Source organism: Ruegeria sp. BH6 (assembly GCF_056538105.1).
Genome location: NZ_JBQFSR010000012.1, coordinates 45133 through 62778, shown reverse-complemented (window position 1 = coordinate 62778; position 17646 = coordinate 45133). Strand labels below are relative to the sequence as shown.

Here is a 17646-nt window from a genome sequence, read left to right as displayed (position 1 = left end):
ACATAACGCTATGTAAGATCTGTATTCTGTTTATGATCGTGATTTATGATTTTATCTGATCGCTATCGTTTCATTTTCATTCATGTTCCCAAGTGTGCGGGAACATCGGTTCGAAACGCTGTCTTACCTTTTCACGATGCCGACAGCCGGTTCCTGAAAACAGTAGAGCATCATCCGAAACTGGGTGAGATCGACTTTCGGCATTTGCCGCTATCATTGCTGCGCGAACTGGACCCTGAAGCGTTCGAAAAGTTTAAAACCTACGAAAGCTACGCGCTTTTGCGCGACCCGGTTCAAAGGTTCCGGTCCGCCATGGCGCAACGAGCCAAGATGTATCTGGGCAAGGAATTCGCGCAGCTTGATGACAGCGATATCCGTGACGAGGTAGGCAAGGTCATCGCCTATCTTCAATCCGATCCTGCAGTGATCGCACCGGATTATATCCATTTCGCCCAGCAATCGGGGTTTGTCGAGATCGACGGCAAACGGCTGGTTCGTAACCTATACCCCGTCGAACGGATTGATTGTTTCGTTTCTGATCTGGCCCGTCATATTGGCACCGATGCGTTGGAACTTGGCCATGCAAACCAGACCACGGTGTTTCGCTATCAGGGCCTGAGCCGTGTCATGTATGCAGGAAGTGCCGTTGCCAGGCGGGTTTTGCCCGGTCCGATACATGAAAAGCTGCGTATCTCGGCCCGGAAACTATTAATGAAACCAAGCACTTCTTCTGACTCTTCCGTGTTTGACCGGTCCGAAATCCGGGGGTTTGTGCAAGACTATTATGCCGCAGACATTGCTTTGCACCAAAAAGCGCTTGAGGATGTTGTCGCATAATCACACCCAATTCCGGTCCGGGCGCGACCGAACAAAAGCCGCTATAATCATGGTATTCATCAAAAGTGATTTTTTTCTATGATCTGTTTTCGGGATAACAGTCAGGCAGGATATAGTTCTGCTAACATATGCGCAAAGTGGTGGTGAATGTCATTGGAGGCATCGACAGGTACAAGACGGAATTTGCAGGCGGCGGGTGACAGCACCGGGCGCACATCCAGGCCGTTTGTCATACCTTTGCTGTTCATCGGCTTTACGCTGCCGCTCTATTTCGAAATCGCGGGTCTGCAACTCAGCGGGTATCGCATTGTTTTGCTGGTTTTCTTTTTTCCGGCCCTGATCCGCTGGCTTGACGGCTCGGGTGGGTATTATGCGCCTGATTTTCTTGTTCTGGGCTATGCGTTGTGGGCGGCGCTGGCGATCTTTTACCACCATGCCCTGTGGAGGTGGGAATATATTGGCATCTCGTTCATCGAGACGATTGGCCCGTATTTCATCGCCCGCTGGATGATACGGGATGAACACGCCTTTCGGGTTTTCGTGCGCTGGATATTTATTGCGGTGCTGCTGATGCTGCCGTTCAGCGTCTATCAGTTCATTGCGGACAGGTCATTGATCCTCGAGATATTCGGGAAAATCGGTAACGTTTACAATGTCGTGCAAGAGGAACCGCGCTTGGGCTTTTACAGGGCCCAAGGGTCGATGCCGCATCCGATCCTGTACGGTGTGTTCTGCAGTGTTGCCTTCTCGCTGGTCTGGTACGTCCTGGGATATGGCAAAGGGTTCACGTTCAAAATGTCCCGGGCCGGCAACGTCTTGCTTGCCACGTTTGTATCCCTGTCGTCCGGGGCCTGGCTGTCGATCGTGGTGCAGATAGCCTTAATGGCCTGGAAGACCATATTCGCCTTCCTCCAGAGAAAGTGGAACCTGCTGCTTTACATGTTTGCAGGGCTGTATTTGTTCCTTGAGATTTTCGCAAACCGGCCTCCGGCCCAGATTTTCGCGGCTTATCTGACGCTCAAGAAATCGACGGCGATGAACCGGATTTTCATTTTTACTTTTGCCTCTGACGATGTCCTGAACAATCCGATTTTTGGGATTGGGTTCAATGAATGGTCGCGCCCGCGCTGGATTGTTGGAAGTGTTGATAATTTCTGGCTGGTTGTCGCTTTGCGCTACGGGTTGCCGTCGCTGATTTTCATCGTGGCGGCCATCGTGATGACTTTCGTGATCTTGGGGCGCGCCCAGCTGTCTAGCAAATTGGAAAGTTACCGGTTGGGGTATCTTTTCGCCCTGACCGGGTTCTGTGTTTCAGCCATCACAGTGCATGTCTGGGACGCCACATTGTGCCTTTTGATGTTCCTGCTCGGTGCGGGGATCTGGATGGTCAATACCAAAGAGGAAAGCGATCAGCTGCAGGTCGAGGCGAACCAACGTCGCACGCGGCGGATAAGGTATACGCGGTTCGGGCCTGAGGAAACATAAGCGGCCAAAAGGCGACGGTGCGTTTGGTGATTAAGTGTATAAGGAAGTCGACAGGTGTCAGTTCAGCAAAGCAAGATTACGACAGATGCCGGGATTGGCCGCAAGCCGAAGCGGTCGGAACTGCAGAAAAAACTAACTCAGGTGCCGATCACGTTTCGCAAGAATTACGGGCTTCTGAAAAACCTTGAATTCTGGCAAATCCTTCCGCTTTTGATGGCCATTCGGATGCGGGCGCGGGCTTCTGAAGAAGAGCAGCCCAAAATTTTTGTGGGCACGCACCACAAGGCCATGACCACCTATTTCAAGGCGGTGCTCAAGCTTCTGGCCTTTGGGCTGAATGCCCGGTTCGAGGATATTTCGAAAGAAGCCCCGCAATCGAAGACCCGGGTTTTCCTATCGACCCATAGCCGAACGCCCTGGTCTGAAATCGGACCATACCGGGGAATACATATCATGCGGGACCCGCGGGATATGATCGTATCTTCCTATCACTATCACCTGTGGACGAATGAGCTTTGGGCCCATGTCCCGGATGAAAGTGGGCGGACATATCAGGAAAAGCTTCAGGCGGTGGACAAGACCGAAGGTCTGTTCATGACAATCCGTCATTTCATCTTTTTCAGTCGCGAAACGCTTGAGACCTGGGATCTGGATGACCCGGATATTCTCGAGGTCTCGTATGACGATCTGATGGGGGATAAGCGTGATGAGCTATATTCGGAGATATTCAGTTTCCTCGGACTGACCGGAAAAGAACATGAACTGGGCGTCCGTTTGATGCGCTTGTTCGAGGCCGGAAAGCGCAGCAAGGTCTCTGCCACGGAAATCAATGAACGCGCCCATATCCGCAGCGGTCGTAGCGGGCAGTGGAAAGACGAACTGGAACCCGAGCATCTGGCCTATATCGAACAGGAGCTGGGGTACATTCTGGAGAAATTCGGATATGCCCGATCATCTGCCGCAGGATCGCAGGGCGCTCTCTGAGGGTTGCTTATCGCAGAGGCAGAAGCTGCTTTCTGATCATGCCAACTGCGCGGCGCAGGCGTCTGGCAGCGGGCATCTGGCCCGCAAGTATCGCGTCAATCTCAGTCGGTGTCATATCCCCGCGCAGGGACGTGCGCGGGCGCAGAAAGGCGGTGTCGCTCATATACCCGGTATCGCTGGAAAATGCCGTCCTGTAGCCATTGCGGCGCAGGGCGCGCAGGACGCGGGCGTTGTAGCGGCCGAAGGGTATTCCCGCTTTGGTCACCGGACCACCGCACAGCTCCTGCAACACATCGCGTGATTGAGTCAGTTCCTGCTCAAGCGTTTCGGCTTCTAACTCGCTCCAGGCGACATGGGCGATCCCGTGGCTGCCAATGCCCATTCCGGCGGCCAGCAATGCCTTGACGTGGTCGCGGGCCAGGGAGCCGGTTTCGTCAAGCCGCCCCGTCAGCACAAAGAACGTCGCGGTCAGTCCCCGCTGGTTCAGGGCGGGCAGGGCGATCTCGTAATCCGACAGGTTGCCGTCATCGAAGGTCAGAACAAAGGCCTTCGGATCGGGGCTTGCCGCAACCCGGTCCAGAACGTCGCTAAACTGGGCCCGGGACAGCCAATACGGTGCTTCGCCTTCTTCAAGGTCGCGCGCCGGAGTGCCTATTCCGTGGAAGTTCAGACCGATCAGCCGGGCCATATCAGGACCTCAGCCTTTTGTGCAGGGTTTCGGCGACGTCGATCAGACCGGCCCCAAGCCCGTTTGGCCGGGCCTCATAGGGTCCCGCCGCCATGATGTCCGTTCCGCCCGTGCGCAGTTTGAAGCGGGTGACGCTTGGATTTGCCTCGGCATCGATCCCGCCCAGATCGAAGCATTTCAACCCCCGTTCGCGGCAATACAGCATGGACTGCCACATCAGGTAGTGCCCGGCATTGAGCTTCCGCCCGGCCTCGGACGTGGCCCCAAACAGATAGATGGCGTTCGGGCCTGACACCCCGATCGTCATGGTGCCGATATCCTCGCCATCTTTACGGGCAATCAGAACGTCATGGTCGAAATCCGGCCCTGACAGCGCATAATAGAATTCCGGAGGGATATCGGGCTGAAACCCCTTGGCATCCCGCACCTGTTCATAAAGGCGGCTGAAGCGGCCTGACTGGTCCAATATCGGGCCGATTTCCAGCTCCAGCCCGGCTTTCAGCGCATTGCGTAGAGGGTTGCGCCATTTGCCGTGCAGGGCGCGCATCAGGCTGTCGTCCTCCTGATCCGGGTCGATCAGCACGGTGCGGTAGGGCGCGGCTCGTTCAGTCGGTGTGAAGCCTGCGCGCGCAATCGCATCCTCTGCCGGGGAGGCATGAACCGGAAAGCGCAGGCGCAGGACATGCCCTGCGGAATGCACATGGTCGCGTAGCCCCGACAAAATTGAACAGAGGGTGTCTGGGCCGGGTGCGGGCAAATCGTTGGAAGCGGTCAACGGCCCTGCGGCGATCCACGCAATGCCCCGGTTCAGAACCGGAATCTTTTTGATCCTCAAGCAGGCTGCGGCAACCGGTTTGTCCTTTGCATCGTACAACGCGACAAATTCCGTGGTTGCGCCGATCCGTTTGGCCGCAGCGAGCGCGTAGGTCAGGCTCTGTTCATAGGTCAGGTCCCGGAACCGCGCGCTGAGCGCGGGCCATTCCTGTTCGGGCAGAACTTTTACGGACAGCTGTTCAGTGATCATGCCGGGGTCATATCCGTGTTCTGATCCAGGCGGACCATAAAGGTTTGTGCCCCAGCGGGATCACCGATCGCAGGCGGGGGGCGATGCGACCGAACCAGAGCCTGTAATAGGCCAGATGCAGAAAGCGCGCCCAGCCGAGGCTGATTTTGATCAGGAAAGACGACCACGCCGACTGCCGCGAGACGATCAGACGGTGGGTGGCCACCGATTCACCGCCATAGATCAGTTTGTATCCGTATGCGCCGATCCCGGCCTCGATCCGGGTCACGCCTGCGCTAATCAGTTGCTCGATCATCTGGATCAGGCCGATCTTGCCCAGACTCAGGCGTTCCAGTTCCGGGTCGGTCGATCTGGCGGGCAGCCGCCAGTGGCAAACCTGTCCCGAGACCAGACAAAACTGGGTGGAAAGGGGGCCGTCCCGACCGTGCTGTTCGACGAACCAGGTTTCATGGCTTTGTAGCATTGCATCCGCCAGATCGCTGTAGAATGCCGCGCTGCCGGGCCAGTCTATGAAATGGCCGCCCTTTCCGATCTCTTGCCATTGCCGGTTGTGAAAGCCGACAAAATCCCGGAACTGATTGCTGCCGGGATGGACCAGCGCAGTGGTCAGACCGTGATCTTTCTGCAGGTGTTTCAGGTCCCGCCGATACTGGCTGCGCCGCTTCTTGGACAGGTTTGCAAGATAGCCGTCAAACGTGTCGGGCAGTTCGAAAACGGTATGTGTGCCAGAGGGTGCATCGGACAGGGTCAGGGCCGGGGTGTTGTTGTTTTGAGTCACAACATCCCGAACACCGGTGAGTATGGTGCCACGCTCAGACGCGGGGCTGAAGCTGACCAGATGGACGCGGCCTTCATCTAGCAGGCCGGTGAGGGCTTCTGCAAGGCTCTGCGCCAGCACGTGGTTTTCGGCCGCCAGCCGGAAAAGCACCGTGTTTGGGTCCGTCGCGGCCAGTTTGGCGATGCGTATTCTGACCGGCCCGGCCCAGACCGAATGGATCATGAAGGGCAGCAGAGCGACCAGCTGACCCTGCGCATCGTGGACCACAAGGGTTCTGAGCGCCCTGCCGCGCCCGAAATGGGCCCACCAGGTCAGGACCCAGACCGGTGTGGCATAGATATCCGCCCCTGTCCGCTGGGCCAGAGCAGTCCATTCTGCGGCGATGTCCTCAAGGGGCTCTGTCCCATCGACCCATTGAAACATCATCTGGGTGCCCGTGTCCTTCACTCTGTCGGCTCCTGCCGGGTCAGGTGATACCGCAGCGAGGCTCGCGCCAGACGCCGCCTTGCGGCGGCCTCGTCCCGCCGGTTCGCGGCTGACAGGGCGAAGCGCAATATGGAAGAGCCGACAAAGATCATCCGGCCCAGGAGCGCGCCACTCAGACCATAGTGTTTGCGCAGGTAGATCATCTTGCTTTTCTGCATCTGTACGAACATGCGTGACCGGATCTGAACGGTGCTTTTTCCACCGCCATCCAGATGCAGGATCTGCGCCTCGGGCGCAAAGACGCAACGCCAGCCTGCATCGCGAATGCGGCGGCACCAATCGGCCTCTTCCGAGTAGACAAAGAAGGCCTCGTCCAGCAGGCCCACGGCTTCAAAGACACGACGGGGCACCAGCATGAACATGCCCGAAACAACGTCAACCTCGCGTTCCGAGCACCGGTCCCAGTCGCCATATTCAGCATGGTTGAGGAACCGGTTCTGCGCTGACAGGCGGCGCAGCCCAAACTCGCTCAGCGCCAGATTGCCCGGACCGGGATCGGCAAAACAGGTGCGCTGGATCGTGTCCTCATCCTCCAGAACCTGACATCCGACACAGCCGACGTCAGGATGCTGCGCCAGCCAGGCCAGCATGGTGTCGATTGCGCCATTCAGAATGATAGTGTCGGGATTGAGTAGCAGCAGGTTGTCGCCCTGCGCGATCTCCAGCCCCTGATTGTTCGCGGCGGCAAATCCCCGGTTGGCGTCGTTGGCAATCAGCCGGACATCGGAAAACTCATCGCGGACAAGATCGGCTGATCCGTCGCTTGATGCGTTGTCGACAACGATGACCTCATGCGGGTGCTGCGTTTCGCGTGCGATCGAGAGCAGGCAGTCCCGAAGAATATCCCGGGTATTCCAGTTCACGATTACGATGGAAACAGAGCATTCGGCATGTGTGCTATGCGACGATGAAATCATGAAACCCTATTCTCTTTAAACGCATACATCTTCAAATTGTTTAGCCATTGTTCGAATCTATGAATACACTGAACTCGGTCAAACGATGACCGTTGTTAAAAAGTAGCTGTGGAATTCAAAGTAAATATATCAGCGTATTGAGGTATTAGTTTGGCAGTGCAGCATTTTGCGGGGCAAGACAGCGTTAAGATTGAATGCATTGATACCCTGAGCGCAGAGCAACGCGCTGAGTGGGTGGCGTTCCTGAATGCGGCCAAACGCCAGCACCCCCGGCAATCGCCACTGTTTGCAAATTCGGAACAAAAGCTGGGAAACAAGGTGATTTATGCCTTGGCGCGCCGTGGTGAGGCGCTTGCAGGTGTTGCCCTGCTTTCACTTGAACCGCATCCGTTTCTACCTGGCGCCTGGTCCCGTGCCTTTTGCCTGAGCGGACCGGTTTGCGACAATACAGCAGACATGAAAAGCTTTCTGGAAGCCCTGTGCCGACAGCCCGAGCTTGCCCGGGTCGGCAGTCTGAATGTCACGCCGTTCTGGACCGAAGAAGATGCGGAAACGCTAGATGCGGTTCTTGCGCGCTCAGGGTGGCGCATCGCCGAAGAAGAACAGTTTCGTCAAACCGGATGGGTCGACATAACCGGAACGCCGGACGAGATAATGAAGGCTTTTTCCAAAAGCGCACGGCGCGAGGTCCGGCGCGCCGAGCGGCAAGGTGTTTCGATCCATGCAGCACGCACACCCGATGAATTTCACATCTTTTTAGAAAGCATGAACCGGTTGCGGCACCAGCGAGGGCTGCAAGAGCTGGATGTGCCTGCCTACGAGGCGACGTTCGAGGACGTGTTGTTGTCGGGCGATCTGGGAACCGTACTTTTGGCTTGGCAGCAAGAGGTCTTTCTGGCGGGGCTTTTGGTGTATCGCAGCAAGGATGTCGTGCACGGGCGGCATTTCACCACCGAACCGGACCATCTGCGCGTAGCGGGCAACCTGCGGATCGCGCCGGCCCTGTGGCTGGAGGCGATGGTCTGGGCCAGACAAAAGGGCTGCCGTGTTCTGGATGTCGAAGGGTACCGGACGCCGGTTCCTGGCGAAAAGAAATTCAAAATCCACAAATATAAATCGGAATTCAATCCGCAGGTGGTTCAGCGCATTTCTGCGCGGGAAAAGATTGTGAACAGGCATGTCTATCTGACAGGGAATGTGCGCAGTCTGATCCGGGGGAAGCTGAAAAAGGTCAAGCGGGCTGTCACGGGTTGACCCTGCACTCCCGGACGAATGGTTGGTGAAACGAAACATGAAGCTGGTAAAAAAAGGTAAGATACAGCTGATTCTGGGCGCCGCGCAGCGGGGACCGGGGGCCTTGGCCCGGCAGGTCTGGCTGGCCCTGATGGACAGCTTTGTCCGCAAGCGCCATCTGGTTTTTCGGCTGGACGCGGGCAGCCGTGAAGGCGGCCCTAAGGCCGGGCAAAATGCGGCGCAGGTGCGGGAGATCCTGTCGCCGGGTGATTTCCCTCAAGACGCGCTGGCTTTGCTGAATGATCCCGAGGCCGCGCATGACTGGGGGGCGATGGGGTGGCTCGAGGCCGGATGGCGGCTTTGGGTGCTGGAAAAAGACGGTCACGTTCAGGCGTTGGCCTGGGTCCGGGATGCCGCACATAGCCGCGATTTTTTTGTGCCCCTGAATGAGTACGAGGAGTTGTTCTGGCATATCTACGTCCTGCCGCAATATCGGGGTAGGAATTTGCAGGGCCAGCTTTGGAAGGCGATCGTCGCCGACCGGATGGCCGATGGGGTTCAGGGTTTTTTCACCAATTGCCGGGATTACAATGTGCCATCCAAACTCAATATTCAAAAAGTGGGGTTTGTGCCCGTTGGACATTGCGATGAAGGCCGCCTGACACGCCGTCGCGTTTGGCGAAGCTACTAAGGGGCAGTGGGTGAGATGACCACCGACACAGGGAAGAACGCGCTTTATTGCGGTGATCCGCCAATGCGGCTGGCCAATCTGTTTCGCCGCGATCCCGCAGGCGGATATGCGGCCCTGTTTCAGGACCGTTCGGTTTTCTGGAGCTTCAATACCCGTGTCGCGATCCGGGCGGCCTGCGATCTTCTTGACCTGCAGCCGGGGGACGAGGTTCTGGTCCCAGCTTACAATTGCGGATCGGAGGTTGACCCGCTGATCGACGCTGGTCTTTCGGTCCTGCAGTATCCGGTTGCCGAAAATCTGTGTGCCGATCCAGAGCGTATTGCGCCGCTTATTACGGAGAGGACGCGTGCCATTTATGTGACGCATTATTTTGGAGTGATCCAACCCGCCCTGGCAGAGTTGCGCGCATTGTGTGACCGGCACGGTCTGCGCCTGATCGAAGATTGCGCGCTGAGCCTGCTGAGCGGCACTTCTCCGGCGGATGGCCGAACTGGCGATGTGTCGGTGTTCTGTTTCTACAAATTCCTCCCCGTCCTGGGGGGGGGCGCGCTGGTGATCAACGCCCCGGACCTGACCACAGCAAATCCGTTTTCACGGCCTGCGCCGCATAAACGAGTGGCAAAGACGCTGGCCCGCACCGGTTTGGTCAATGTGCTGGGTCCGCAGCGCATCAAAGGGTTGAAACAGGCCTTGCGCGGATCAGATCAGGTGGAACCACAGGCTGGCCGTGCCGACGGGCAGCTCGAAGATATTCCTTGGCATTACTATTTCGACCCGACCCTGCGGAATGCGCGCATGAGCTTCTTTGCGTCACGTCCGCTGCAGGCCTTTTCCGTGTCTCAGGCCATTGCGATCAGGCGGTCGAACTGGGAACGCTATCGGGACCTGCTGGAGGGCATGCCGGGCATACAGATGCTTGTTCCCGCGCTTGCGCCCTCGACCTGTCCGCTCAATATGCCGGTCATGGTGGACGACCGGGACCGGATCGTGCAGCGGTTGCAGGACCGCGGGATCGGGGCAACGCCCTGGTGGGCAGGCTTCAACCGCAATCTGGGCTGGACAGGTCAGGAGGAGGCGATGGCGATCAAGGACCGCACTTTGACATTGCCGTTGCACCAATATCTGTCAGAGGCGCATGTCGATCACATCGTATCCGAACTGAAAGACGCGCTGTCGGTCTGAGCCTGCAGGGTAGAATCTCAATGCGCCGCGACGAATCTGGACCTGATCTTGGCCACCAGTTCAAAAACCAGGCTTTCAACACCCTTGGGCTTTCCGGCCAGTTGCCACAGCAGTAGATGCGTGCCGATATAGGCAAACACTCCGACCAGAACCTTGACCGCAAACCGGAAGCGCAGCAGCGGCAGGTCATCCGCCGTTTCATAGGCCCAGCCCACCGCGTCGCCGCTGCCATAGGCGCTGCTGACAAACAGCACAGCCGCGATCATGGCCAGCGTGGATGCAAAAGACCGCCAAGCAACGGTGAGTGGCCCAAAGAACGTGCGGGTTCCATAGCGCTTCGCGATCATCAGGGTCGTAAAGATCGTAACCAGACTGGCGGTCCCCGCTGCCAGCAATGCGCCCGTAAAGCCGAACTGAACGCCTTCGCGCATCAGCAGGCAGACAAAGACCAGAAGAAACGTGTTCCGGATGAACAGGATCTTGGTCGACCCTTCAATGTAAGAGGCCGACCGGACGTTTTCCTGCAGCGTTTCAAGCGCCTTGAGCGGTGCCAGGATCCAGATCACCTGTGCCACGCCCAGCCATTGCCAGCCGATCACCACAACGACGATGTGATTGGCGACCAGCGCCATTCCAAGGGAAATGGGTAGCACGATTGCAAGAAGCAGTTCGTTCAAGCGGTTAAACGCCTCATCCTGTCGATCGGTATTGCGTGATATGTCTGCAAGCCCAGGGTAAAGTACGCGTTGCAAGGGGGCGAACAGCTGTGTTGTGACAAGCGTGCTCAACCTGTTGCCCAACCGGAATATACCGCCATCGGCCAGCCCGAGGGTCGCGCCGATGATGAGTTGCGGCATGTTGTTCGAAAAAAACAGAGAGACCTGAGCGCCCGTGGTCCAGACCGAAAATGACAAGCAGTCGCGCCAGCGGGCCAAGGACAGTCGCATTGTCATGGGGGCCATGCTGAATGTTAGGATGCTGCGGGTTACGAGTGCGCAGAAGCTGGCGACAATTATTGCCCAGAAATCACCCCAAAGCCAAGCCAAGCTGATTGCAATAATCGAATACACGATCCGGCTTATGGTTTCTTCCCCGGCAGCGAAACTGAAGCGCAGCTTGCGTTCAAAAAGGACAAAGCGCGGACTTTTCAAGGCGATGATCAGGGACAAGACACACAGCACCGGGGCAAGCTGGATCAGCTCGGGTATGTCAAGCAGGGCAAGTAAAGGCTGGGTCACGTAAAAAAACAGCGCCCCGGCGACACCGAGGATCACCTGAAAAGTGAACACCGTGCTCAAGTGTTCCTGGCTGACTTCGTCAAGTCGTATGAGAACGACGGCGATCTGCCGCTGCATCATCTCAAGGAAGGCTGTTGCAACCAGGAAATAGGCTGCGATGCCGAAATCTTTGGGTGTCAGCAGCCGGGCTGTTACGATCAGGGTAAGCAGCCCCAGTACTTGCCGAAACAAGCTGGATGCAAACAATGTGGTTGCCCCCACCGCAAGAGCGGACGTGCGGGAAGATGTGCTTTTAGCCGGAGCAGGCTCGGACGGCTGCTTCAAGATATTAACCTTCTAAACTCACAACAAACGACGCATCTCTACGTTAATGTTTCCAAATTCGCGATCCTTTGAGGAGTCCTGAGACGTATAGGAGCGCGATTCTGGCTTTCTGTCCGGACGATTGATAGTTGCCCGCATAGTGCTATTTTGTATGCGCCTCGCGACGGTTTTGTTTCATTTTATCAGAGTATACTCGTATCTCGTACCAGTAGATTGAATTCTGTTTCAAAGTGTAATCTCAATTGGTGCCATGAATTGGACACCAAATGCAGAAAGAAGCCAAGCGCGACGGTTTGTATGTCTTTGGTCGCGGTCAGGCAGAGAATTGAGTGCTGAGTTTTAGAGCGGTATTGCGGTATGAAAATTGCGATTTTTGGTTTGGGATATGTGGGCTTCACGGCAGCGTGCTGTCTGACCCGCGAAGGGCACGAAGTGGTCGGCATTGATGTGAACGCTGACAAGGTCGCGGAAATCAATGCCGGGCAACCCCCGATCAAGGAACCGAAAGTGGCCGAGCTGCTGACCGAGGCGCTCAGCAGGAAACTGGTTCATGCTGTGGTCGAGATACCGGACCTGTTCGATGTGGATCTGGCCATTGTCTGTGTCGGTACGCCCAGCTCGACCGATGGGTCGCATAACATGGATTTTGTGGCCGAGGTGACGCGCCAGATTGCCGAGACCGTGTCGCCTGATCGGGTGCGACCGTTGACGGTTGCGTATCGGTCGACCTTCCGGCCCGGCACGGTGCGCCAGCTGATCGAGCCGATCTTCCGGAGCCAACTGGGGGATCAGACGGCGCAGGCCGTCGAAATCATCTATAACCCGGAATTCCTGCGCGAAGTGTCGGCGGTGGACGATTACTTCAACCCGCCCAAGATCGTTGTCGGAACCGCGGACGGAAACCGGTCTGACGTGATGGATGCCCTGCACGAAAATCTGGATGCCCCGGTGTTCTACACCGCCTTTGAAGAGGCCGAGATCACCAAGTTCGTCGACAATACCTGGCACGCAACCAAGGTAGCCTTTGCCAATGAGATCGGCCGGATCTGCCACCGGATGGGGGTGTCGGCAAAAACCATGCATGAGATTTTTGTCTCGGACACCAAGCTCAACATCTCACCCTATTACACCCGCCCCGGGGGCGCGTTTGGGGGGTCCTGCCTGCCCAAGGATGTCCGCGCGCTGCAGCATATCGCCAGTGAGGTGGGCGCGCATACGCATCTGATCGACAGCCTGTTGCAGACCAATCAGGCGCATAAGACCTATCAGGCGCAGGACATCATGGAGCGGCTGCCCGAAGGGGCCCGGGTGCTGATGGCGGGGCTGGCCTTCAAGGCCGGAACCGATGATCTGCGCGAAAGCCCCAATGTTGATATTGCCCGGCGGTTGCTGGACGCAGGCTATCAACTGTCGGTCTATGATCCGGGCATCGAACCTGCTGACCTGCGGGGCCAGAACCTGGGCTATGCCTTTACCCATTTGCCCAATGTGGGCAGCTTGCTGGTGAACCGCGCCACGGCCGAGGCCGGACCCTGGGATCTGGTGATCGGATCAAACCGGATCGTGCGTGATTTAAACCTTGGAGATACAGAGGTGGTGCGGACCTATGAATATGACTAGCCCTCCGCCTGCCGTTCAACCGATCTCGTTTGAGGAACTGCGCCAGACCCAACCTTTGAAGGGGCTGAAAGTTCTGATCGTGGTCGAAAACCTGCCCGTGCCCTTTGATCGCCGCGTCTGGATGGAGGCGCGCACGCTGGCCGCCGCAGGCGCGCTGGTCTCGGTCATCTGCCCCACTGGCAAAGGCCATGAGGAACGTGCCTGGGAGGACGAAGGCATCAAGGTCTATCGCCATCCTCTGCCTTTGGATGCCAGCGGGGCGCTGGGGTACCTGCTGGAATATGGCGCGGCGCTGTTCTGGGAAAGCTGGCTGGCGCTGAAGATCAAGTTCACCCGCGGTTTTCACGTCATCCATGGCTGCAACCCGCCCGATTTGATCTTTCTGGTGGCGCTGCCCTTCAAGCTGTTTGGCGTGCGCTACCTGTTCGACCACCACGACATCAACCCCGAGCTCTATGAGGCCAAATTCGACAAGCGCGGCTTCTTTTGGAAGCTTATGAAGACGTTCGAGCGGCTGACCTTCGCCTCGGCGCGGGTGTCGATTGCCACCAATGAAAGCTATCGCAGGATCGCTGTCGAACGGGGCCGCATGGCGCCCGAGGATGTCTTTGTTGTCCGCTCGGGCCCGGACCTCAGCCGTTTGCAGCACCTGACCCCGAACCCAGACTGGCGCAACGGTCGGACGTATATGGTGGGCTATGTCGGCGTGATGGGCGATCAGGAGGGGATCGACCTACTGCTGGAGTCGGTGGTGCATCTGGTGCAGGTCCATGGGCGCGACGATATCCAGTTCTGCCTTGTGGGCGGTGGTCCCAGTCTGGACAAACTGCGCCAGCAATCGGTGGATATGGGGCTGTCGGATTATGTCACCTTCACTGGCCGCGCACCGGATCATGACCTGTTCGAAGTGCTGTCGACCGCCGATGTCTGCGTGAACCCGGACCGGGTGAACGAGATGAACGACAAATCCACCATGAACAAGATCCTCGAATATATGGCGTTTGAAAAACCGATCGTTCAGTTCGACGTGACCGAAGGCCGGTATTCAGCGCAAGAGGCGTCTCTGTACGCGCGCGCCAATGATCCGGTGGACATGGCAAACAAGATCACCGAGCTGTTGGCGGATGAAGACCGCCGCGCCACCATGGGCCGTTATGGTCGCGCGCGGGTTGAGGCGGAAATGGCCTGGCCCCATCAGGTGCCCGCCCTGATCGCGGCGTATCAGCGGATTTGGAAAGGGTAAGGCCCGCCTATTTGGCGGTTTGTTTGGCCTTGATCCGCCCCGGCGCTTTGATCCGGTGCCTCAGTTTCATGGCGGGCGCTTCAACCAGATGCCAGGACAGAACGGCGCAGATCAGGGTGAAGGGCATCGCGATGGCCATGTTTATGGCAGGGGTCGTGACCCCCGATTGCGCCACAAGCTGCTGGATGGGAAAGGCGTAAATGTAAACGCCATAGGAATAGTCGCCCAGCCGATTGTAGTTCAGCAGCAGTGGTACTTTGGCGTATCCGGCAAAGAACACTGCATAAGACAGGCTGACGGCAAACACGGGCATGAACAGCGGTGTGAACCAGGCGACGACGGTCACGGCTGTCGCCCCGAAAAGCACGCCCCATGACAGGGGAATTTTGTCGCGCCAGATGTAAAACACCATCCCTGTAAGGAATGTCAGCCCAAGCTCTGCAAGCTGTTCGATGCGCGGGTTAAGCTGCAAAGCCATCGTTGCGGCATAGATGCACAGGAACAGTAGTGTTATCCCGGCAAAGACCTTTCGGCTTTTAAGCAGGCCAAGAAGGCCGCAAATAAAGACACCGGTATAACAGGTGACCTCATAGGACAGCGACCAGAGCGAGCCGTTGATCCCCGCACCGCCGGGGTTGGATTCGAACACGCCAGGCAGGTTGTATTTCAGATCGAACAACAGCATGTTGCGCGCGAAATATTCGCCGGTTGCGGTCCAGAACACAGCAGGATCAGCGTCGGTCACCACAAAGCCGGCTACCAGGATGGTCACGAAAAGCACTGTGGCAAGGGCGGGAAACAGCCGTAAGATCCGGGCTGTCAGGAACGAAACCACGGATGATTGCCGGTCAAAGCTGCGCGTGATGAAGAACCCGGAAATGGCGAAGAAAATCCACACACAGACCGTTCCCAATGTCAGGCCGTGCAGCAGCTTTTCAAGCGGCTGTGGGGCCTCGCCGCCCCAGCTAATAGGGTAGGCATGCGACACCAGAACACCACTGGCCGCAAGAATGCGGATCAGGTTGAAATTGTTATCGCGACCGTCCGCGCGGTCCGCGATGAACCTGGCGGTCCCTGTGGGTGATATGCTCGCAGCGCTTGCTTTCATCTATGGGTCTCTGGGTCGATCATATCCTGAAGGCGGGGCTATGGGGATGTTGCGCGTTGATACAGCGTCCACGGCTCGGTTGCGGCCAGTATCCTGAAGCCATCGACCTGTTGCCGGAAGGAATCCACCGCACAGACCACGACGGTATCCGCCTGTGCCTGTGACAAGACAGCCAGCGCCGAGGGCACCGTGTATTCCGTATCTCCGCTGATCTGCCGGGTTGCCGTCTGTATATCGTTCAGCGGTCCGACCAGCCGGATGGGCTGCTGTGTGGGATTGGCGAATGTCGGCACAGCGGTCCCGTTGAACACCATGAGAAATGACAAGGGGATACAACTGGGTCTGAACATCTGCGGATTTCTGGTGTCCTCCAGATAAGCCCCTGCACCTAGACTGAGCGTGTCGTGGGTGTTGAGCGCGTCGAGGAAGGCCGCGTAGTTCCTGCCATCCTGATACCACCCGGTGGTCAGCACCAGGTTCCGGATCAACAACAACCCGGCAAGCGTTGCGATTGCCGCTTGCCGGTAAGACGGTTTTGCGTCTGGGTCCAGGGACAGGCTGGCGGCCAGAAGCGTCAGCAACAGAAGCGGGGTCCGCTCGCTGAGATGTCCGACCCCAAACAGGTTGGGCGGTATGATCACAACCAGCACGGCGCAAAGCGCAACGGCAAGTTTCATGCGTTTGTCGATGTGCCAGACACCGGTCAGCAGGCCGCAGATCAGCGCCCCCCACAAAACAATGCCGAACCCGTAATCGAATGCACGCCAGGTTGAATCCGCCACCCGCAGAAAGCCGTCGATGCGCAGGAAAACCTCGGTGCTCAGCCGCTCCCACAAGGTTCCTTTTTCAGCATGTGCCAGCAGGTTTGAAACTGATGAGGCTGCGCCCCCGCCTGCGGTTTTCGTCTGCAGGAACAGCAGGACCGGGGCGACGGCGATCAAGGCCAGCCTGCCAGCCCGTCGCGCAGGTGTGGCAAAACCCGGGTAACCGGCGCGAAGCGCCAGTGACAGCTCGACCATACCCAGTATCAGACCCCAAAGCGCGAATGCGAAGCCGTGGATAAAAAACAGCAGAAGACCCAGCACAGATGCCACGAGCAGCTGGCGTTTCGGGCGGTCCTGTGTTGTAATCCAATACCCGGTTGCGCCCAAAAGAACGCCAAGCCCAAGCAGAAAGTTCGAAAATCCCCAGATCAGGATGTGGTTATATGCAATCAGCCCGGCCAGCAGCACGTTCAGTATCGCGATCCGGCCGTGCAGGACATGCGACAGGTAAAGGACGCCAACAAAGGGTGCGGCGATGATAAGCCCGGCGATCAACTTGGCCCCAAGCAATGGGTGAAGCACCTTCATGATGCTCACGCCGACAATATCGAGACCGAGATTTGGCAGCAAATGCCAGGCAGCTTCGTAATGCTGTTGCAGCGATTTTGAATCCGGTAGGTTTGCCAGAACATAGTAGCGTGCAATGTGGGCATAGAAATCCGTCAAAGGCAGAACGGGCGTCACGAACAACGGAAAAAGACTGACGAATATGGTCAGTACCAGAACCGTGCGCTGGACGTCACTATCGATAGACGTATTCATCTTTGCCGTACACTCATACTTTTTCATACACTCAATAATTAAACGTTTTGTCGGCCAACAATCAGAACCACCTCACCATACAGTTATTAGGTTCAGAAGTGATTTGAAATTTTAGATACACCTGTCATGAGGCAAAGGCTTGGCAGCCGTATAAATTGATCGTGCTCTGGTTGCATCTCCTTCACATGCGTCGTGCTGAACCGGGTAAAGAAATGGGTTGGT

General features: G+C 57.2%; 15 protein-coding genes. 8 read left to right on the top strand and 7 right to left on the bottom strand.

What is annotated here, in order from left to right; translation table 11 throughout:
- Positions 1-45 precede the first annotated feature (45 nt).
- From ACR0B8_RS19420 to ACR0B8_RS19410, 3 genes are all read left to right on the top strand, one after another.
- Positions 46-837, top strand: a complete 792-nt coding sequence (locus ACR0B8_RS19420) for a sulfotransferase family 2 domain-containing protein (protein WP_170554121.1) — start codon at positions 46-48, stop codon at positions 835-837.
- A 147-nt stretch (positions 838-984) separates the two neighbouring features.
- A complete protein-coding gene (locus ACR0B8_RS19415; protein ID WP_170554118.1) occupies positions 985-2322 on the top strand; it encodes an O-antigen ligase family protein in 1338 nt (445 codons plus the stop codon).
- A gap of 54 nt (positions 2323-2376) precedes the next feature.
- A complete protein-coding gene (locus tag ACR0B8_RS19410; RefSeq protein WP_226689831.1) occupies positions 2377-3306 on the top strand; it encodes a sulfotransferase domain-containing protein in 930 nt (309 codons plus the stop codon).
- Positions 3307-3313: 7 nt separating this feature from the next.
- On the opposite strand, the gene ACR0B8_RS19405 is transcribed toward ACR0B8_RS19410, so the two are convergent.
- Genes ACR0B8_RS19405 through ACR0B8_RS19390 form a run of 4 tightly spaced genes read right to left on the bottom strand, consistent with a single transcriptional unit; the run spans position 3314 to position 7199 of the window.
- Complete coding sequence (locus tag ACR0B8_RS19405; protein ID WP_226689830.1) at positions 3314-3994, bottom strand: polysaccharide deacetylase family protein; 681 nt, start codon at positions 3992-3994, stop codon at positions 3314-3316.
- A gap of 1 nt (position 3995) precedes the next feature.
- Positions 3996-5018, bottom strand: coding sequence for a lipid II:glycine glycyltransferase FemX (locus tag ACR0B8_RS19400; protein ID WP_226689829.1), 1023 nt, complete (start codon positions 5016-5018; stop codon positions 3996-3998).
- A gap of 7 nt (positions 5019-5025) precedes the next feature.
- A complete protein-coding gene (locus tag ACR0B8_RS19395; protein ID WP_170359762.1) occupies positions 5026-6243 on the bottom strand; it encodes a GNAT family N-acetyltransferase in 1218 nt (405 codons plus the stop codon).
- A complete protein-coding gene (locus ACR0B8_RS19390; protein WP_170359764.1) occupies positions 6240-7199 on the bottom strand; it encodes a glycosyltransferase family 2 protein in 960 nt (319 codons plus the stop codon). The genes ACR0B8_RS19395 and ACR0B8_RS19390 overlap by 4 nt, the downstream gene beginning before the upstream one ends.
- Positions 7200-7355: 156 nt before the next feature.
- Between ACR0B8_RS19390 and ACR0B8_RS19385 the strand changes: the two genes are divergently transcribed.
- Genes ACR0B8_RS19385 through ACR0B8_RS19375 form a run of 3 tightly spaced genes read left to right on the top strand, consistent with a single transcriptional unit; the run spans position 7356 to position 10305 of the window.
- On the top strand, positions 7356-8453 hold the full coding sequence (locus ACR0B8_RS19385) for a GNAT family N-acetyltransferase (protein ID WP_226689890.1): 1098 nt from the start codon (positions 7356-7358) through the stop codon (positions 8451-8453).
- 37 nt (positions 8454-8490) lie between these two features.
- The gene (locus tag ACR0B8_RS19380) at positions 8491-9123 is read left to right on the top strand and encodes a GNAT family N-acetyltransferase (RefSeq protein ID WP_170554112.1); all 633 of its coding nucleotides are present in this window, start codon (positions 8491-8493) and stop codon (positions 9121-9123) included.
- A 15-nt stretch (positions 9124-9138) separates the two neighbouring features.
- Positions 9139-10305, top strand: coding sequence for a DegT/DnrJ/EryC1/StrS family aminotransferase (locus ACR0B8_RS19375; RefSeq protein ID WP_170359770.1), 1167 nt, complete (start codon positions 9139-9141; stop codon positions 10303-10305).
- 17 nt (positions 10306-10322) lie between these two features.
- On the opposite strand, the gene ACR0B8_RS19370 is transcribed toward ACR0B8_RS19375, so the two are convergent.
- Positions 10323-11867 carry an oligosaccharide flippase family protein gene (locus ACR0B8_RS19370; protein WP_226689888.1) on the bottom strand — a complete coding sequence of 515 codons (1545 nt, stop codon included), beginning with the start codon at positions 11865-11867 and terminating at the stop codon, positions 10323-10325.
- A 357-nt stretch (positions 11868-12224) separates the two neighbouring features.
- On the opposite strand from ACR0B8_RS19370, the gene ACR0B8_RS19365 reads away from it, so the two are divergent.
- Positions 12225-13487 carry a nucleotide sugar dehydrogenase gene (locus ACR0B8_RS19365; RefSeq protein WP_226689887.1) on the top strand — a complete coding sequence of 421 codons (1263 nt, stop codon included), beginning with the start codon at positions 12225-12227 and terminating at the stop codon, positions 13485-13487.
- Positions 13480-14730 (top strand): glycosyltransferase family 4 protein, encoded by a 1251-nt coding sequence (locus ACR0B8_RS19360; protein ID WP_226689886.1) that lies wholly within the window; start codon positions 13480-13482, stop codon positions 14728-14730. The genes ACR0B8_RS19365 and ACR0B8_RS19360 overlap by 8 nt, the downstream gene beginning before the upstream one ends.
- 7 nt (positions 14731-14737) lie before the next feature.
- Here the strand turns inward: ACR0B8_RS19360 and ACR0B8_RS19355 are convergent, their stop codons facing one another.
- Together ACR0B8_RS19355 and ACR0B8_RS19350 are read right to left on the bottom strand one after the other, a co-directional pair.
- Positions 14738-15838 (bottom strand): acyltransferase family protein, encoded by a 1101-nt coding sequence (locus ACR0B8_RS19355; protein ID WP_170359776.1) that lies wholly within the window; start codon positions 15836-15838, stop codon positions 14738-14740.
- A 38-nt stretch (positions 15839-15876) separates the two neighbouring features.
- Positions 15877-17424 (bottom strand): hypothetical protein, encoded by a 1548-nt coding sequence (locus ACR0B8_RS19350; protein ID WP_170359779.1) that lies wholly within the window; start codon positions 17422-17424, stop codon positions 15877-15879.
- Positions 17425-17646: the final 222 nt, after the last annotated feature.